Below are 16,598 nucleotides of genomic sequence, written 5' to 3'. Positions count from 1 at the left end.
TTATAACGCCACCAGCAAAGCCTTGGTATAAGGCAGCCTAAAAGGATAGAGATAAGGCGAAATAGACTTTTAAAGTGAGCTTTCTACAAAAAGCAGCACCAGCGCTGCCGAGGCTCCATATTGGAATTGCGCAAAAAACCGGCTACCGGCTCCAAATTGGTTAGCAGCGCCGTGAGGGTGATGGCGCGGCCGTCGCGTAGGTGCAGCCGCAGAAAGTTGTAGTTGCTCCAGAACAGCCGCGGCGAGGCGCAGGTCACCCATTCCACTCGCTGCAGGTCGCTTTTGGCGAAGGGAATCGGCACCCCGCTTTCGTACACTTCCAAGATATTCTGCTTCGGCTCGAAGACCAGCGTGGTGTGCAGGTTGCGTACATAGTACTGCGCATGCAGCGCCAGCGCTGGCCCTGCAAAGCCCAGAACCACGGCCGCTACCGCCGTCAATAGCACCAATTCGTAGCTCGAAAGCGGCCCAAAGAAAAAGAAGGAGGCCAGAAACGGCAGCCCCACGCCCAGGCACAGCAACGGCCAGAACAGCAGATACAGCTGCCGCCCAAATGTGGGCCGATACACCCGGCTGGCCTTCGTGAAAAAACCCGTAATCAGCCGCAAGCCAAAGATAACGGCCAGCACCGCCCCGCTGATTTCCAGCAGGGGCCTTAGAAATGGAAACAGCTTCACCGGCTTAGCGCACCTGAATCCAGGCCTCGCCGGGGGTGTGCGCCCGCAGGGTGCCGAAGGGTTCCAGCGCCAGCCCATACTGCCCGAACACGGCCATCACCGCCGCGCGGCCGGCGGGCTCCACGCACACCAGCAAGCCGCCGGACGTTTGCGGGTCGCAGAGCCAGGTGCGCTGCTCGTCGGTCACGGGGCCTATTTTATGGCCGTAGCTGTCCCAGTTGCGCACGGTGCCGCCGGGAATGGACTTTTGCAGGCGGTATTCCTCGGCCTCGGCCAGCAGGGGCACTTTGCCGAACTCAATGTCGGCGGTGAGGTTGCTGCCCTCGCACACTTCCGAAAGGTGGCCCAGCAGGCCGAAGCCCGTCACGTCGGTCATGGCCCGCACGGCTTCGAGCTGGCCCAGGTCGTAGCCGATTTTGTTGAGCTGCATCATGCTTTGGGGGGCCAGCTGCGCGTGCTCAGGGCGCAGAATGCCGCGCTTCTGGGCCGTGGTGAGCATGCCTACGCCCAAGGGCTTGGTCAGGTACAGCTCGCAGCCGGAGGTGGCGGTGTCGTTTTGCTTCAGGTTCTTGATGTCGAGCATCCCGGTCACGGCCAGGCCGAAAATTGGCTCCGGCGAGTCGATGCTATGGCCGCCGGCCAATGGGATGCCGGCCTCGGCGCAGATGCTGCGGCTGCCTTCGAGCACCCGGCGGGCTACCTCGGGCGGCAGCTTATCAATGGGCCAGCCCAGCACGGCAATGGCCATCAGGGGCCGCCCGCCCATCGCATACACGTCGGAAATGGCGTTGGCGGAGGCAATGCGGCCGAAATCATACGCATCATCGACGATGGGCATGAAGAAGTCGGTGGTCGAAATCAGGGCCTGGCCGCCGCCGATGTCGTACACGGCCGCGTCGTCGCGGCTGCCATTGCCGACGAGCAGCTTCGCATCCTGCGGCTGCGGGATGGTGGTGTGCAGAATCTGGTCGAGCACCTTGGGCGCGATTTTGCAGCCGCAGCCCGCGCCGTGGCTGTATTGGGTGAGGCGGTAGCCGGTGGCGGTAGGGGAGGCGGTATCGGGGTGCATAAGGCAGAAGGTCGGGGGTGAGGCAAAACAACCGGTAGGCGACGCAAAGCTCCCGGAAAAAATCGGAAGCCGCGGCATGCGCCCCGACCCGCCCGCCTAAGCAGCGCCCCGACCAGCACCCGGCCGGCTCCTCCGACTGGCCCCCCGGTGCAGCCGACCGGCAAACCGGAGCACCGGAATGGCAATCCGGTGCTCCGGAATGGCAAACCGAAGCACCGGTTTGGCTCCCGGCTGCACCGGTTTGCCAGTCGGCTGCACCGGATTGGCAACCCGGAGCTTCGGTTTGCCAACCCGAAGCACCGGGTTGGCAAACCGAAGCACCGGAGGCCCCTCCGGAGCAGCCGGGCGGCCTCCGATGCTTCGGAAGGGCCTCCGGCGCAGCGCGCCAGGCTGAGTCGGTAATTCCTGTATCTTCCGGCATCAGTACTCACATCTTATTCTATTTCAGTATGCCCCGCAAACCCCGAATTGTCATCCCCGAGAATCCCGCCGACCTGTTTGCCCTCGACGAGCTGATTTATGCCCAGCACCAGAAGCTGGGGGCCAAATCGCCCCTCAACGCGCTGGAGGAGCTGCCTAGCTGGGACGAAGTAGGCCCCAAAGTGGCCGTTGCCCAAACCCTGCAGGCCCAGATTGACCAGCTGGAAAAGGACCTGAAAAACCTCTACGGCCAGCGCCAGCTGCTGCTCGACGTGTTCGTGCCCCAAACCCGCAGCTCCCGCGACCTGCTCACGGGCGTGTATAGCCAGAACCTGCGCCGCCTGGGCGAGTTCGGCTTCGAGGTGATTGAGGAAGCCGAAAAAAAGGCCGTTGTGCCGCCAGCCAAGTAGCGCCACCGCCGGCCGCGTAGTTTAAAAACGCAGCAAAAAGCCGCCCGGCCTATGGGGTCGGGCGGCTTTTTTCGCGAGCAACCGGCCTGGGGCTGTGGTGGCCTTGGTTGAAAATTTTGGTCCAAAAGTTAGCCGGGCCGCCGCACTGCCTGATTGAACCACCGTTTTCGTGAACACCTAGCTAGGTACTAGTAGAGGGGGCCGGACGGCGGGTGCGCAACGTGGGAAGGAGCACAAACATGGCCACGAGGCGTGACCCAAAAAACGCCACATAGGCAAGTGCCGTCCATAAGGGGGTGTGTAGCACCGGCAACAGGGTCGTGCGGTACTGCACCAAGGTGTACAACAGCGTGGCACCTTGACCGAGCACGAACAGCCATTTAAGCAGTGTGACGCCACGACGGATGCCGTAATAAAACCCGCCGAGTACCACGAAACCCAATAAAAGCGTACCCGATGTCGCGGGTTTGTGGAGCGCCCCGCGCATTGTCCACGCGCTGTCCACAAGAGCAACAGCCAAGCCAAAGAATAAAATGTTCGAGGCGAGAATTTCGAGACGACGCGACGCAATAGGGTCCATGAATGCAGGGGTAATAAGATTGGCCAAATATAAGGTGCTCGTGCATCCTAGGGCCGTTAAATTAATGACTCCTTTCGGTAAACGCCTGGCAGATGGCCGGCACCAAGAGCCCGTAGGCCGCTGCCGGCTCGGAAGGGTCTGAGAAACCCTTCTACGAATTAAAGTTTACGAAACGCGCCAGGCAGATGAGTTTCGTAAACTCCCATTTCGCCGCGCTAAGTGGCCCTGCATTCACTACGCCAATGGCGGGCGGCAAAGCAGAGGTGAGGACAGCGTAGAAGAGCGACTGAAAGAACTGTGTAGGATGATGTAAGCAGGCAGTGCGGCGGTGCATTTGACTTTTGGGCCAACCTTTTACCCAAAGCCTATGATGCCAGGGCTACCGGTTGTTTGGCCAGCTCCACCAGCCCTTCGCGGCGCACGGCCTCGCGCACCAGCCCGGCATTCACTACCGGGTCGCAGGTGGCGGAGGGCACGCGCACTATGCGGCGGCTGGCCTTGTTTTCGAGGCCGAAGCCGTAGGTTTTGTCGTAGTAGCTCAGGGCAATATCCACCATCTTTTCCATGTCGCCGGCCTCGATGGCGGCCAGGGCTTCCTTGGTAGCCAGCCCGCCCAGCCGCTTGCTGATGCGCTGAATGGCTTCCGCGAGCTGCTGCGGGTCTTCCTTGCCGTATTCGGCGGCTAGCTTGCGGGTGCGCACTTCTTTGGCAATATCCAGCACCACCAGCGGGGCGTGGCGCATCTGCTCAAAAAAGGGCTTCGGAATGGTGAGGCGGCCGATGGTCAGGCTTTCGTCTTCCAGCCACGGCACCACATCAGTCGGCAATTCACTCAGCACCAGAGCCAGGTTGTTCTCAAACTGCTCGGGCGTAGGCTGAGGCGGCAGGCCAATGGCTCCGAACGAGGAGCCCTTATGATTCGCCAGCCCTTCCAGATCCACGATGGTTTCCTGCTGCCGGGCCAGCTCGTGCAGCACGTCGGTTTTGCCGGAGCCCGTGAGGCCGCCCAGAATCAGCATCGGGCGGGGCTCAGCGAATTGCGCCAGCGCCCAGCGACGGTACTCCTTGTAGCCCTTATCGAGCAGATGCACTTTGAAGCCGGCCAGCTCCAGCAGCCACAGCACGGCCCCGCTGCGCATGCCGCCGCGCCAGCAGTGCAGCCGCACTTCCTTGCCGGGAGCCAGCTTTTGGGCGTGCTTCACCAGCTTGCTCATCTTCGGCCCGAAGAAATCCAGCCCAATATGAATGGCGCGGTCCTGGCTCACCTGCTTGTAGGCCGTACCAATGCGGGCCCGCTCCTCATCCGAAAACAGCGGCAGGCTCAGCGCCCCCGGAATATGCCCCTGCGCGTACTCAATGGGCGCCCGCACATCTAAGATGGGCGCATGGGCCGGGCCTTGCAGAAACTCGGAGAGGGGAAGACGGGGCATTTTGTAATTAGCAGTGAATGGTGAAAACAGAACGTCATTCCGAGCGAAGCCGAGGAATCTCGCGTGCTGATGTGGGATTACTATTCAGACGTCAGCACGCGAGATTCCTCGGCTTCGCTCGGAATGACGTTCTGTTTTTATTCTCCACAGACCCTAGCGCAGCTGCCGCTTATACAGCTGAATCGTGTTTTCCAGCCCCAGATACAGCGCGTCGCACACCAGCGCGTGCCCGATGCTAACCTCGGCCAGACCGGGTAAGTTCTGCTTCAGGTAGGCCAGGTTTTCCAGGTCGAGGTCGTGGCCGGCATTCAGGCCCAGGCCCAGCTGCTGCGCCAGGATGGCGGCCGTCCGGTAGGGCGCAATGGCGGCGGCGGGGTCGGTGGGGTAGCGGCGGGCATAGTCCTCGGTGTATAGTTCGATGCGGTCGGTGCCGGTGCCCACGGCGGCTTTCACCATGGCCGGGTTGGGGTCGAGGAAGATGCTGACGCGGCAGCCCAGGCTTTTCAGCTCCGTCACGATGCCGGTGAGGTAGATCTGGTGCTCGATGGTATCCCAGCCGGCGTTGGAGGTAATGGCATCGGGGGCGTCGGGCACCAGCGTCACCTGCTCGGGCCGCACTTCGCGCACCAGGGCCAGGAATTCGGCCGTCGGGTTGCCCTCCACGTTCAGCTCCGTACTGATGACGCGGCGCAGGTCGCGCACGTCCTGAAAGCGGATGTGGCGCTCATCGGGTCGCGGATGCACTGTAATTCCCTCCGCGCCAAACCGCTCACAGTCAAGGGCCGTTTGCACCACGTTGGGGCGGTTGTGGCCGCGGGCATTCCGTAGCGTGGCTATTTTATTTATGTTTACGCTAAGTTTCGTCATGACATAGGGCGAAATTTGGGGCCTTTGCTGCCCGCACCGGGCCAAAGTTACGTTCCCCGGCCCAACAAGGTGCCGCGCCGCTTCGGCCCAGCCCGCCATTCACTCACTCCGTTACTCAAGCTCCCTCTTATGGCTCTGAAAGAACTCATCGACGCTGATATCAAGAAAGCCATGCTGGCCAAGGACAAAGTGCGCCTGCTCACGCTGCGCAGCATCAAGTCGCAGATTCTGCTGGCCGAAACGGCCGAAGGAGCCCACGGCGCAACCCTTTCGCCCGACGCCGAAATGAAGCTGCTCACCAAAGCCGCCAAGCAGCGCCGCGAAGCCGCCGAAACCTACCAGAAGCAGTTCCGCTCCGACCTAGAGGAAACCGAGCTGGCTGAGCTTGCCATCATCGAAGAATACCTGCCCCAGCAGATGTCGGAGGCCGATATCGTGGAGCGCATCGTGGCCATCATTCAGCAGGTAGGTGCCACCGGCCCCTCCGATCTGGGCAAAGTGATGGGCGTAGCCGCCCGCGAGCTGGCCGGCCAGGCCGACGGCCGCGTCATCTCCCAGGTAGTCAGCAACCTGCTAAACAACACGAATGTCTAAACGGTGAGATTATGAAGTTGTGAAATTGTGAGTTGTTCAAACTGCGCACCTAGCGCCAGCAGAACATCATCACTCCGTTTTCACAACTCCACAACTTCACAACCTCTCCGCCATGTCCGGCTTCGACATATTGCTTCTCTTGCCCCTGGGGGTGGGCGCCGTGAAGGGCTTCCGCCGGGGGCTGGTGCTGGAGGTGGCCTCACTGCTAGCGTTTGTGCTGGGGGCCGTGGGTGGGCTGACACTGCTCAACGATGCCATTCCGCTGGTGCGGCACTACGTGGGCGATGCCTTCGGGGCGTTGCCGCTGGTGTCGTTTCTGCTGGTGTTTGTGGGCATTACCTGGGGCGTGCATCTGCTGGGCGGCGTTATTAAAAGCGCTGTTCATCTCACTCCGCTGGGCATGCTCGACCACCTGCTGGGCGGCGCAGCCGGGGCCCTGAAATGGATTCTGGGCCTGAGCCTGCTGTTGCACGGCGTAGGGCTGGCCGGCCTCAAGCTGCTTTCGCCCCAGCTGGTTGCCGACTCGCAGGTGCTGCCGCTGGTGCAGCACGCCACGCCGGTGGCGCTGGAGGTGGTTGGGTTTGTACTGCCGTTTGCCAGCACGCTGCTTACGCGGCTGCGCGGCGTATTTTAGCCCCTGGCCAACTTTTATGCGGCGAAAGCCGAGTTACTACCAACCAATTGCTGCCCCGCGGTATCTGGTACGTAGCCTATGCAAGTACTGCTGCTCGATAATTTCGACTCGTTCACTTACAATCTGCTCGACTACTACAGGCAGCTGGGCGTGCATGCCCATGTGGTGCGCAACGACGTGCCGCTGGCCGAAATCCAGCGGCTGGCTTTCGATGCCGTTGTCCTCTCGCCCGGTCCTGGCACGCCGGCTGCAGCCGGCTGCCTGCTGGCCCTCATCGAAGCCTATCACCAGCGGCTGCCCATGCTGGGTGTGTGTCTGGGCCACCAGGCGCTGGGCGAGTTTTTCGGGGCCCGGCTCACGCGGGCGGCGCGGCCCATGCACGGCAAACTATCCACCATCAGCTGCGCCATCGAAGACCCGCTGTTTGCCGGCCTGCCTGCCCGGATGCCGGTTACGCGCTACCATTCTCTGGTGCTCAAAGACTTGCCGCCGGTGCTGGCTCCCTTAGCTTTCACCACCGACGAGCCCGCCGAACTGATGGCCCTGCGGCACCGTACGCTTCCGCTATACGGGGTCCAGTTTCACCCCGAAGCCCTCTTAACGACCCATGGGCTGGCCTTGCTGGGCAATTGGGTCAAGTGTTGTATCATTGCAAAGGCCGGTCAGGCCCAACCTGCCTGAGCCGCCCGCCCCGAGAAGATGGAACTGCAGATCAAGGAACGAAACGGATTCAACTACGTCGATGAAGGCACCGGCGAGGTGCTGCTGCTGCTGCATGGCCTGTTTGGGGCGCTCAGCAACTGGGAAGATGTGGTGCGCGAATTCAGCACCGACCACCGCGTTATCATTCCGCTGCTGCCCATCTATGAGATGCCGCTGAGCAAGGCCGGCGTACCGGGCCTGATGAGTTACGTGGAGGATTTTCTGGCTGCCATTCACCTCACCGAGCCCACTACGGTGCTCGGCAACTCGCTCGGCGGCCATGTGGCGCTGGTCTATACGCTGCGCCACCCCGACCGGGTGCGGCGGCTGGTGCTCACCGGCAGCAGCGGCCTTTTTGAAGACTCGATGGGCGGCTCCTTCCCCAAGCGCGGCAACTATGCCTTCGTGCAGGAGCGCGTGGCCTATACCTTCTACGACCCCCAGGTGGCGACCAAGGAGCTGGTTGATGAAGTTTTCAACGTGACCAACTCCAATGCTAAGTGCCTGCGCATCATTAGCATTGCCCGCTCGGCCCAGCGCCACAACCTTGGCAAGGATCTTACCCGTATCAAGGTGCCCACGCTGCTGGTCTGGGGTCTGAACGATACCATCACGCCGCCGCCCGTCGCCCACGAGTTTCACCGCCTCATCAGCAGCTCCGAGCTGCGCTTCCTCGACCATTGCGGCCACGCTCCCATGATGGAGCGCCCTCAGGAGTTTAATGCCTATCTGCGCCAGTTTCTGCGCCGCACGGCCGGGCACCCGGTGGCGGTAGGGGCCTGAAGTCAGCGGGTTAGGCGCTACTGAACAAAGCAGCTGCCCGTTCGCTTATTCATCGTTTGTAAGCAGTTTATTTACGCCTTTCAGCTTTTTCTTGCCGATGCATTCGATGATTGCCGAAGACTTGCTCAACCAGATGATTCCGCCGCTCAAAGTCTCCGACTCAGCCTCTAAGGCTGCCAAGTGGCTGGAAGAGTTTCATGTGGGCCAGCTTCCCGTGCTCGAAAACCGGCAATACCGCGGCCTCATCACCGAAGCCGACCTGCTCGACCACGAAAACTCCGACCAGCCCCTGGCCAGCGTTCCTTTCGGCTTTGCCAATGTGCATGTGCAGCACGATCAGCACTTCTACAGCATCATGGAGCTGGCCATTCAGAACAAGCTCCAGCTCGTGCCCGTGCTCGACGACCGGCGCGAATACCTGGGCGTAGTCACGGTGGGCGATACGCTGGCCGCGTTTGGCCAGATGCCCATTGCCGCCGGTCAGGGCGGCATCATCGTCATGTCGATGGCCGAGCGCGACTATTCCCTCACCCAGATCAGCCGCTACGTTGAGGAAAACAACGCCAAGATTCTCAGCGCCCACGTCGCGCAGGACGAGCACGACCCCTACAAGATCCGCCTCACCCTGAAGCTCAATACCGCCGATCTGGCCCGCATCACGGCCACGCTCGAGCGGTTCGGCTACATCATCACGGCCCAGTTCAGCGGCGCCGGTGAGGTCAGCGAAGGCGAGCAGGACCGTTTCGATGCCCTGCTCAAATACCTAAGCCTCTAGGAGCAATTGTGAATTATGAATTCTGAATTGAGAATCAACCTTCTGACCAGCCTGGCCATTGCCATACTTATGGTGAAGCCTGCTAATTCAGAATTTAGAATTCAACAGTCAGAATTCCACTAGTGCTTGCCTGTTTGCTTTTTCTGCTGCTGGGCTGGCCTTCCTCTTTCCATCCTATGGCCGTCCGGCCAGATACCACCCGCCGGCCCACGACCCCCGATAGTCTCGTGCGGGTGCAGTGCCCCGAGTATGCGGCACTGCGCGTAGGGACGATTTTGTTTGTGGGCAATGAGGTCACGAAAGAGCCGATTCTACGGGCTGAGCTGGATTTTCACGAAGGCGACACCATCCCGGCCGCTCAGCTGAACAAGCGCCTCGAAGCCAACCGCCGCCGAATCTTCAACCTGCAGCTTTTCCACCAAGTTCTCACCGAAACCGTGTGCCGCGACGGTGAAATCACGGTGCTGTTTAGCCTGCAGGAGCGCTGGTACACGTTTCCGGTGCCCATATTCTCCCTCGCTGACCGCAACTTCCGCGCCTGGCTCGACCGCCCCGACAAGTGGCAGCGCGTCGATTATGGCCTGCACCTGGTGCGCCGCAACTTCCGCGGCCGCAACGAAGATCTGAGCGGCAATCTGCAGCTGGGTTTCAACCGCAAATACGAGCTGTTCTACGAAGCGCCCGGCTACGGCCGCCGCCGCCGCGTGGGCTTCGGCTTCGCGCTTTCCTACTACCGCAGCCACGCCCTCGACTACGCCACCGTGCAGGACCGCCTTGTTACGTTCCGCGACGAAACCGGCTTTCCCATCGAGCGCCGCTACGTCACGGCCGGGCTGCGCTGGCGCCACACCGTGCAGCGCCGCACTGCTCTGGATGTTGCCTACCACCGCCAGCAGATTTCCGATTCGGTGCTGCGCCGCAACCCCGACTACTATCTGGGCCGCACCCGCCGCGAGTTTCTGGATGTGCGCCTAAGCTCTACCCTGAATCAACGCAACACGTTTGCGTATCCGCTCACCGGCCGCTTCGCGCAGGCCACCCTGGCGCACCGCACCTTCCTCACGCCCGACACCCCCGATATCACCACCGCCAGCGCCCAGTACGCCCAGTATTTCGCCCTGGGTCGCGGTTTTTACTACAATTTCAACCTGCAGGGCCAGCTGCGCTTCGCTGAGCGCGTGGCCTACATCGACCACCGTGCCCTGGGCTACGACCGCCTCGTGCGCGGCTACGACCCTTACGTAGTGGATGGCCGCCACTACGGTCTGGTGCAGCAAAGCGTATCGTATCGGCTCTTCGATCTAGGCCAGCTCAAGCTCGATGCCATCCGTGACCCCAAAGTCAACCGCATTCCGCTGGTGCTTTATTTAAATACCTTTGTCGATGCCGGTTATGTCGCTGCCCGTACGGTGGAAGCCACGAATTGGCTCCCCAACCAGCTACTGGCCTCCGCCGGCCTCGGTCTACACCTCGTCACCTTCTACGACCGGGTACTGACCTTGGAGTACACCCGCAACGGCCGGGGCGAAGGAGGCTTTTTCTTCCGTAGTGAGTTTCCCATCTGACCCGTTCTGCTCTCTGGTTAGATTATGTTTGTGTTATGAAAATTGCCATTCTGGGTAAGCCCTTCGACGAAGAAACCCTGCCCTTCGTGCAGGCCCTGCTCGATGATCTGGTGGCCCGCCGCACCGACATCATCATCGTCGAGTCGTTTCGCACCTACCTCGACAACCGTCTGCGGCTGCCCGAAGCCATCGGCACCTTCCGCCGCGGCGATTCCCTGCGCGGCGTGCAGTTCGTCTTCAGTATCGGCGGCGACGGCACCCTGCTCGACACTGTAACCTACGTTGGCGCGCTCCAAATCCCGATTCTGGGCATCAATACCGGCCGCCTGGGCTTCCTGGCTACCATCACCACCGCCCACATCGCCCAGGCCATCGACGCGCTATTCAAAGGCCATTTCGTCATTGAGGAGCGCAGCCTCATCCGCGTTGATACTGACCCCGAAGTTTTCGACGGTATCAACTTCGGCCTCAACGAGTTTTCGATTTCGAAGCGCGACACGTCGTCTATGATCGTCGTCCACACGTACATCGACGGCGAATACCTCAATTCCTATTGGGCTGATGGCCTGATCGTGGCCACGCCTACGGGCTCTACCGGCTACTCGCTGAGCTGTGGGGGACCCGTAATGTTGCCCCAGACCAACAATTTTATCATTGCTCCCGTATGTCCGCACAATCTGAACGTCCGGCCTTTGATTGTCCCAGATCGTAGCGTCATTTCCTTCGAAATTGAGGGCCGCAGCAATAACTTCCTGCTCTCCCTCGATTCGCGGGCGGTGCCCGTCGATGCCGGCATTCAGATAGCCGTTCGGCGTGAAACATTCGCTGCCCGCTTGGTCAAATTAAATCACGTAAACTTTCTGAGTACCTTGCGCAGCAAACTCAATTGGGGCCTCGACCGCCGCAATCCGGCTGGAGTACCGCTCTAAAAAATCGAGAATTTCTGCTATTTGTTTTTTAAGTTGCTGGCAAACCGTACTTTTGTTGCCGACTGCGACCGTGTCCTGACGGATTTACCGCGTTCTTCCACTTTGCATATCCATAAAAATTTTCGCTCCATATGAAGCAATTTTTCACCTACACCCTGACTCTGGCGCTGGCCCTTGCGCTGGTTTCTCCGGAGGCGAGTGCGCAGCAGTTCAGCAAGCGGAAACAGTACAACTCTGTTGGCGTAAGCCTGAATGCCATGAACTACTTCGGCGACATCGTGCCGAAAGCCAGCATTCCAAGCCTGCGCTTCGCCGCCACCCGCCCCAACATTGGGGTTAACCTGACTCACCGCTTTACTCCCCGTATCTCGGCTCGGGTAGCGCTGGCCTATGGTCGCATTACCGGTGATGACAGCAAAGCAGCCGACAAGAATGATGCTGACGCTCGCTTCCGCTACCACCGTAACATGAACTTCCGCAATGACCTTGTGGAAGCTTCCGCTGTAGGCGTTTTCGACCTCATTGCCAATCGGAACAACTACATTAAACGCCCGGATTTTGTCCCATATGTATTTGCTGGTGTTGCAGTATTCCACCATAACCCCAAAGGTTTGGTAGGTCCGAATACTTCTAATCTTGAACAGGGTACCTACGTGAATCTGCAGCCTTTGCAAACCGAAGGAATATCTTACAGCCTGACTCAGGTATCGATTCCTTTTGGCGGTGGTGTGCGCTATAAGCTGAACCGAAGCTTCGATATTGGTCTGGAAATAGGCTGGCGCAAGACATTCACGGACTATCTGGATGATGTAAGCCAAGTATATATCGAGGATAGTAAGCTCACATCTCCTGCTGCCAAATATTTTGGTAGGGGCATCACCCGCACCGATGATGGTACCTTCATCAATTTCAACTCTCCCGGCGAAATGCGCGGCAAGGGCAATGAGAAGGACTGGTACATCGTTACTGGGGTAAACCTAAACTACATCTTGGCGCCGCGCGTTAAGAGCCCTAAATTCCGTTAGACAGCTTTTGCTGGCTGTCTGATTCAACTTTCAGCTAGTCTAATGACGAATTCGTCTCTCTTCAAAACGCTCCTTGTTTGCCTTGTGCAAGCAGGGAGCGTTTTTTTTGTCTCCTCTGCTACGGCTCAAAATACCAGCGAAGTAGGTATTGGTGTGGGTGGCCTGGTTTATAAAGGTGACCTAGCCCCCAGCTATCAGTTCAGAAATAACCGGCCTGCTCTAACTGCCTTTTACCGGCGGGATATTTCGGCTCCCATTACGTTGCGTGGGGCGGTGATGGGCGGGCTGCTACGGGCCGATGATGCGAACGTGAAAGGGATAAATGGCAACACGGCTCCTTTATCAGCGGCGCGACGAGCCAACATGAAGGGCAGTCTGCTTGAGGTGTCGGGGGCTCTGGAGTATAATTTCTTTGACTTTCATAACCGCAAAGAGAAGATACATTTTACGCCCTACGTGATGGTGGGGGTGGCCGGATTTTATGCTAACACCACCACGCAGAGTAGCGCGGCGGGTGCCGAAGCATTCAACAAAAGCGGCAACATGCTGGGAATAGCCATTCCGGCCGGTTTCGGATTGAAGCTGGCGCTGTCGCGGCACTGGAACTTGGGGCTGGAGGCCGGAGCCCGCAAGACCTTTACGGATGAGTTGGACCATGCCAGCACGCAGACTCCGGTTTTGGTCAATAGCCACGATCAGGACTGGTATTTCTATAATGGGGTGAGTATATCCTATACTTTTTACAAAATTCATTGCCCGGATTCTTATAAGGAAAATAAGCAGCTATTGAGGTAGAAGGCATTATGGCGGGGCTGAATGCAACCATTTGCGTACCTTGCGGCCTCTTTTACGCAAAAAGCACCGATGGCCGCCCGGTCCGAAATAGACTCTCAGAATTTACCTGCCCACGTTGCCGTCATTATGGATGGCAATGGCCGCTGGGCCAAGCAGAAAGGCGGTTTGCGCATCTTCGGCCATCAGAATGCCATTACGGCGGTTCGGGATACGGTGGAGGCCGCGGCGGAAGTAGGCGTGCAGTATCTGACACTCTACGCTTTTTCGACCGAGAACTGGGCCCGGCCCAAGCACGAGGTAATGGCGCTGATGCAGCTGCTGGTGCATACTATTCGGCAGGAGACGCCGACGCTGCTGAAAAACAGCATTCGGCTGGAATCCATTGGCGATATAAGCAGCCTGCCGGAATCATGCCAGCGGGAATTGGCGGAAGCCAAAGAGCTGACAAAAGCCGGCTCACGCATGACGCTGATTCTGGCCTTGAGCTACAGCGGCCGCTGGGACCTGACGCAGGCTACGCAGCGCGTAGCCCGGGAGGTGGCGGCCGGTACGCTGCTACCCGAGCAAGTGAGTGAGCAGACCATTGCCCGGTATCTGTCTACGGCTGGCGTGCCCGATCCGGAACTGCTGATTCGGACCAGCGGGGAGCAGCGCATCAGCAACTTTCTGCTGTGGCAGCTGGCGTACACCGAACTCTATATTACGGACTTGCTATGGCCTGATTTCCGGCGCGAGCATTTCTACGATGCCATCCAGGCCTATCAGCGCCGGGAGCGGCGCTTTGGCAAAACCAGTGAGCAGCTAACCGTTTCGTAAGTTTTCAATGATTTCTTTCTCAAATACGCTTTTCCGGTTTCTAACCGTGCTGCTCCTGGTAGTAGGAATGACCGCTGAAGCCACCTGGGCCCAAACCACGCCCACTGCTCCGGGAGGCGCTGAGCCGCAGCGGTATACGTTGGGCGGTATCACGGTGAGCGGTGCCCGCTACCTCGATACCAATACGCTCATTGGCCTGACGGGCCTGAAAATCGGTGACCCTATTACCGTACCGGGCGAGGAAATTGGCAAAGCCATCCGGCGGCTGTGGGAACAAGGCATTCTGGGCGACGTGAGCGTATCCATTGCCCGCACGGAAGGCACCAAGATCTTTCTGGATTTCAACCTAACGGAGCGCCCGCGCTTGTCGAAGTTCGTGTTTACGGGCATCAGCAAGACCCAGGCCGATGATCTAAAGAACAAAATCAAGCTGATTCGGGGAAAGGTGGTGACCGATGCGCTTCTGAACAACACGCGGGCGCAGGTACGCAAGTTCTACACGAACAAGGGCTTTCTAGACGCGAAAGCTACCATTACCCAAACGCCGGATTCCAGCCTGTCGAACAGTGTGGTGCTGAACATCAGTGTGGATAAGGGCGAGAAAATTCGCATTCGGGATATTGCTTTCGAGGGCAATACGGCTTTCACCGACCGCAAGCTGCGGGGCAAGCTGAAGAAAACCAAAGCCCGGAAAGCATACAATCCGCTGACGGCCGGCAAGTTCCAGCAGTCGGAATTTGAGGAGGATAAGAAAAAGCTGATCGACTTTTATAACGGCGAGGGCTACCGGGATGCGGCCATCGTATCGGACACATTGGTCCGGACGGATGACGGCCTGGCCCTGACCATTAAGGTAGATGAAGGCCCGAAGTATTACTTCCGCCACATTACCTGGAGCGGCAACTACCTGTATGATAACCGCACGCTGTCGTCGGTGCTGGGCATTAAGGAGGGCAGCACATACAGCAAGGAAACGCTGGACAAGCGCCTGAACTACAACCCAACCGGCCAGGACGTGACTTCGCTCTACATGAACGACGGCTACCTGTTCTTTGGCATCGATCCGGTCGAAACCAAAGTAGAGGGCGACTCCATCGACATTGAGATGCGCATCAGCGAAGGCGTGCAGGCCCGCATCAAGGAAGTGAACATTGCCGGCAACACCAAGACCAGCGACCATGTGCTGCGGCGCGAACTGCAGACGCTGCCCGGCGACAAGTTCAACCGCGAGTTGCTGATCCGCTCGCAGCGGCAGATTGCCACGCTGGGCTATTTTGACCCGGAAAAAATCGGGATGGTGCCGGTGCCAAACCAGGCCGAGGGCACCGTGGATATCAACTATTCGGTGGTTGAAAAGCCCTCTGACCAGATTACGCTTTCGGGCGGCTGGGGCGGCTACGCGGGCTTCATTGGCACGGTCGGGTTGGTATTTAACAACTTCTCGCTGCGCAAAGCTGGCAACTTCCGCAACTGGACCCCCGTGCCGGCCGGCGACGGCCAGCGCCTTGCACTGAACGTGCAGGCCAACGGCACCCAATACCAAGCGTACTCTTTCTCCTTCACGGAGCCCTGGCTGGGCGGGCGCAAGCCCAACTCGCTGTCGGTGAGCTTGAACCGCAGTATCCAGCGCGTGGGTTCTAACTTCGACGCGAACAACGATCAGTCGATTAAAGTGAACAGCGTGACGGTTGGCCTGGGCCGCCGCCTGCGCGTGCCCGATGACTATTTCACGCTGAGCAACTCGCTGTCTATCAGCCGCTATCAGCTGAATAACTATCCGGGCTTCACGGATTTCTCTACTGGCAACGCGAACAACATCACCTTCAACACCACGTTGTCGCGCAATAGCATTGACAATCCGACCTACACGCGCCGGGGTTCTTCTTTGGCGCTGAGCGTGAATCTAACCCCGCCGTACTCGGTGTTCAAAGGGGCGCACCCGAACGTGAATGAGTGGATCGAATTTCATAAGTGGATGTTCGATGCTTCGTGGTTTACGCCCGTGGTGGGCAAGCTAGTGCTGAACACGCGGGCCCATTTCGGCTTCATCGGCTCCTACAATTCCAGCCGCCCCATCGGTCCATTTGAGCGCTTCAAGCTCGGTGGGTCGGGCCTGGGCTATGGTGGATCGTCCAACTTCATTGTGGGCACCGAATATATCGGCCTGCGCGGCTATGAGGACCCGAATACGGCTACGGCCATTCAGAACCCTCAGTCGGGAGGCGGTGTTGTGTACAATAAGTACGTAATGGAAATGCGCTACCCGGTTTCGCTCAATCCGGCGGCCACGGTATACGTGCTGGGCTTCGCGGAGGCGGGCAATGCCTTTGAGCAATACAACCGCTACAACCCCTACAAGCTGTACCGCTCGGCCGGGGTAGGGGCCCGCATTTTCATGTCGGCATTTGGTTTGCTGGGCTTCGACTACGGCTACGGCTTCGACAAGGTAGATGTGTACTCGCCGGGTCAGGCCGCGCAGCAGAAAGGGATTTTCCACTTTATCATCGGGCAGCAGATTCGCTAGCGT

Annotated in this window: 17 protein-coding genes; 12 read left to right on the top strand and 5 right to left on the bottom strand. The window is 59.2% G+C overall.

Features of this window, described 5'->3' with window-relative positions; translation table 11 throughout:
- Positions 1 to 83: 83 nt before the first annotated feature.
- Together BUB62_RS00635 and selD are read right to left on the bottom strand one after the other, a co-directional pair.
- Positions 84 to 677: a PH domain-containing protein gene (locus BUB62_RS00635; protein ID WP_073104897.1), complete on the bottom strand. Its 594-nt coding sequence runs from the start codon at positions 675 to 677 to the stop codon at positions 84 to 86.
- 4 nt (positions 678 to 681) lie between these two features.
- Positions 682 to 1,746 (bottom strand): selenide, water dikinase SelD, encoded by a 1,065-nt coding sequence (selD, locus tag BUB62_RS00630; protein WP_073104894.1) that lies wholly within the window; start codon positions 1,744 to 1,746, stop codon positions 682 to 684.
- Between the two features lie 449 nt (positions 1,747 to 2,195).
- On the opposite strand from selD, the gene BUB62_RS00625 reads away from it, so the two are divergent.
- Positions 2,196 to 2,576, top strand: coding sequence for a hypothetical protein (locus tag BUB62_RS00625; RefSeq protein ID WP_073104891.1), 381 nt, complete (start codon positions 2,196 to 2,198; stop codon positions 2,574 to 2,576).
- 181 nt (positions 2,577 to 2,757) lie between these two features.
- Here the strand turns inward: BUB62_RS00625 and BUB62_RS00620 are convergent, their stop codons facing one another.
- The 3 genes from BUB62_RS00620 to BUB62_RS00610 all read right to left on the bottom strand — a co-directional run bounded on the left by BUB62_RS00620 (position 2,758) and on the right by BUB62_RS00610 (position 5,453).
- The gene (locus tag BUB62_RS00620; RefSeq protein ID WP_073104888.1) at positions 2,758 to 3,156 is read right to left on the bottom strand and encodes a hypothetical protein; all 399 of its coding nucleotides are present in this window, start codon (positions 3,154 to 3,156) and stop codon (positions 2,758 to 2,760) included.
- A gap of 365 nt (positions 3,157 to 3,521) precedes the next feature.
- Positions 3,522 to 4,586, bottom strand: coding sequence for a tRNA 2-selenouridine(34) synthase MnmH (gene mnmH / locus BUB62_RS00615; RefSeq protein ID WP_073104885.1), 1,065 nt, complete (start codon positions 4,584 to 4,586; stop codon positions 3,522 to 3,524).
- A gap of 153 nt (positions 4,587 to 4,739) precedes the next feature.
- Positions 4,740 to 5,453, bottom strand: a complete 714-nt coding sequence (locus tag BUB62_RS00610; protein WP_073104882.1) for a pyridoxine 5'-phosphate synthase — start codon at positions 5,451 to 5,453, stop codon at positions 4,740 to 4,742.
- Positions 5,454 to 5,582: 129 nt separating this feature from the next.
- Between BUB62_RS00610 and BUB62_RS00605 the strand changes: the two genes are divergently transcribed.
- The 11 genes from BUB62_RS00605 to bamA all read left to right on the top strand — a co-directional run bounded on the left by BUB62_RS00605 (position 5,583) and on the right by bamA (position 16,595).
- On the top strand, positions 5,583 to 6,047 hold the full coding sequence (locus BUB62_RS00605; protein ID WP_073104879.1) for a GatB/YqeY domain-containing protein: 465 nt from the start codon (positions 5,583 to 5,585) through the stop codon (positions 6,045 to 6,047).
- Positions 6,048 to 6,159: 112 nt separating this feature from the next.
- Positions 6,160 to 6,681: a CvpA family protein gene (locus BUB62_RS00600; protein WP_073104875.1), complete on the top strand. Its 522-nt coding sequence runs from the start codon at positions 6,160 to 6,162 to the stop codon at positions 6,679 to 6,681.
- Between the two features lie 78 nt (positions 6,682 to 6,759).
- Positions 6,760 to 7,362, top strand: coding sequence for an anthranilate synthase component II (locus tag BUB62_RS00595; RefSeq protein ID WP_073104872.1), 603 nt, complete (start codon positions 6,760 to 6,762; stop codon positions 7,360 to 7,362).
- Positions 7,363 to 7,380: 18 nt separating this feature from the next.
- Positions 7,381 to 8,166, top strand: a complete 786-nt coding sequence (locus tag BUB62_RS00590; protein ID WP_073104869.1) for an alpha/beta fold hydrolase — start codon at positions 7,381 to 7,383, stop codon at positions 8,164 to 8,166.
- Between the two features lie 106 nt (positions 8,167 to 8,272).
- A complete protein-coding gene (locus BUB62_RS00585) occupies positions 8,273 to 8,941 on the top strand; it encodes a CBS domain-containing protein (RefSeq protein WP_073104866.1) in 669 nt (222 codons plus the stop codon).
- Positions 8,942 to 9,117: 176 nt separating this feature from the next.
- Positions 9,118 to 10,506, top strand: a complete 1,389-nt coding sequence (locus BUB62_RS00580) for a POTRA domain-containing protein (protein ID WP_084538714.1) — start codon at positions 9,118 to 9,120, stop codon at positions 10,504 to 10,506.
- A gap of 35 nt (positions 10,507 to 10,541) precedes the next feature.
- Entirely contained in the window at positions 10,542 to 11,435 is an 894-nt protein-coding gene (locus BUB62_RS00575) for an NAD kinase (RefSeq protein WP_073104863.1), read from the top strand.
- A gap of 131 nt (positions 11,436 to 11,566) precedes the next feature.
- Entirely contained in the window at positions 11,567 to 12,460 is an 894-nt protein-coding gene (locus BUB62_RS00570; RefSeq protein ID WP_073104860.1) for a DUF6089 family protein, read from the top strand.
- Between the two features lie 42 nt (positions 12,461 to 12,502).
- A complete protein-coding gene (gene porG / locus BUB62_RS00565; protein ID WP_073104857.1) occupies positions 12,503 to 13,255 on the top strand; it encodes a type IX secretion system protein PorG in 753 nt (250 codons plus the stop codon).
- 69 nt (positions 13,256 to 13,324) lie between these two features.
- Complete coding sequence (locus BUB62_RS00560; RefSeq protein ID WP_073104854.1) at positions 13,325 to 14,071, top strand: isoprenyl transferase; 747 nt, start codon at positions 13,325 to 13,327, stop codon at positions 14,069 to 14,071.
- A gap of 7 nt (positions 14,072 to 14,078) precedes the next feature.
- On the top strand, positions 14,079 to 16,595 hold the full coding sequence (gene bamA, locus BUB62_RS00555; RefSeq protein WP_073104851.1) for an outer membrane protein assembly factor BamA: 2,517 nt from the start codon (positions 14,079 to 14,081) through the stop codon (positions 16,593 to 16,595).
- The last annotated feature ends 3 nt before the right edge of the window (positions 16,596 to 16,598 follow it).

Source organism: Hymenobacter daecheongensis DSM 21074 (assembly GCF_900141805.1).
GTDB lineage: Bacteria > Bacteroidota > Bacteroidia > Cytophagales > Hymenobacteraceae > Hymenobacter > Hymenobacter daecheongensis.
Note: the sequence above shows the minus strand (reverse complement) of the source record. Positions and strands in the feature narration are given on the sequence as shown.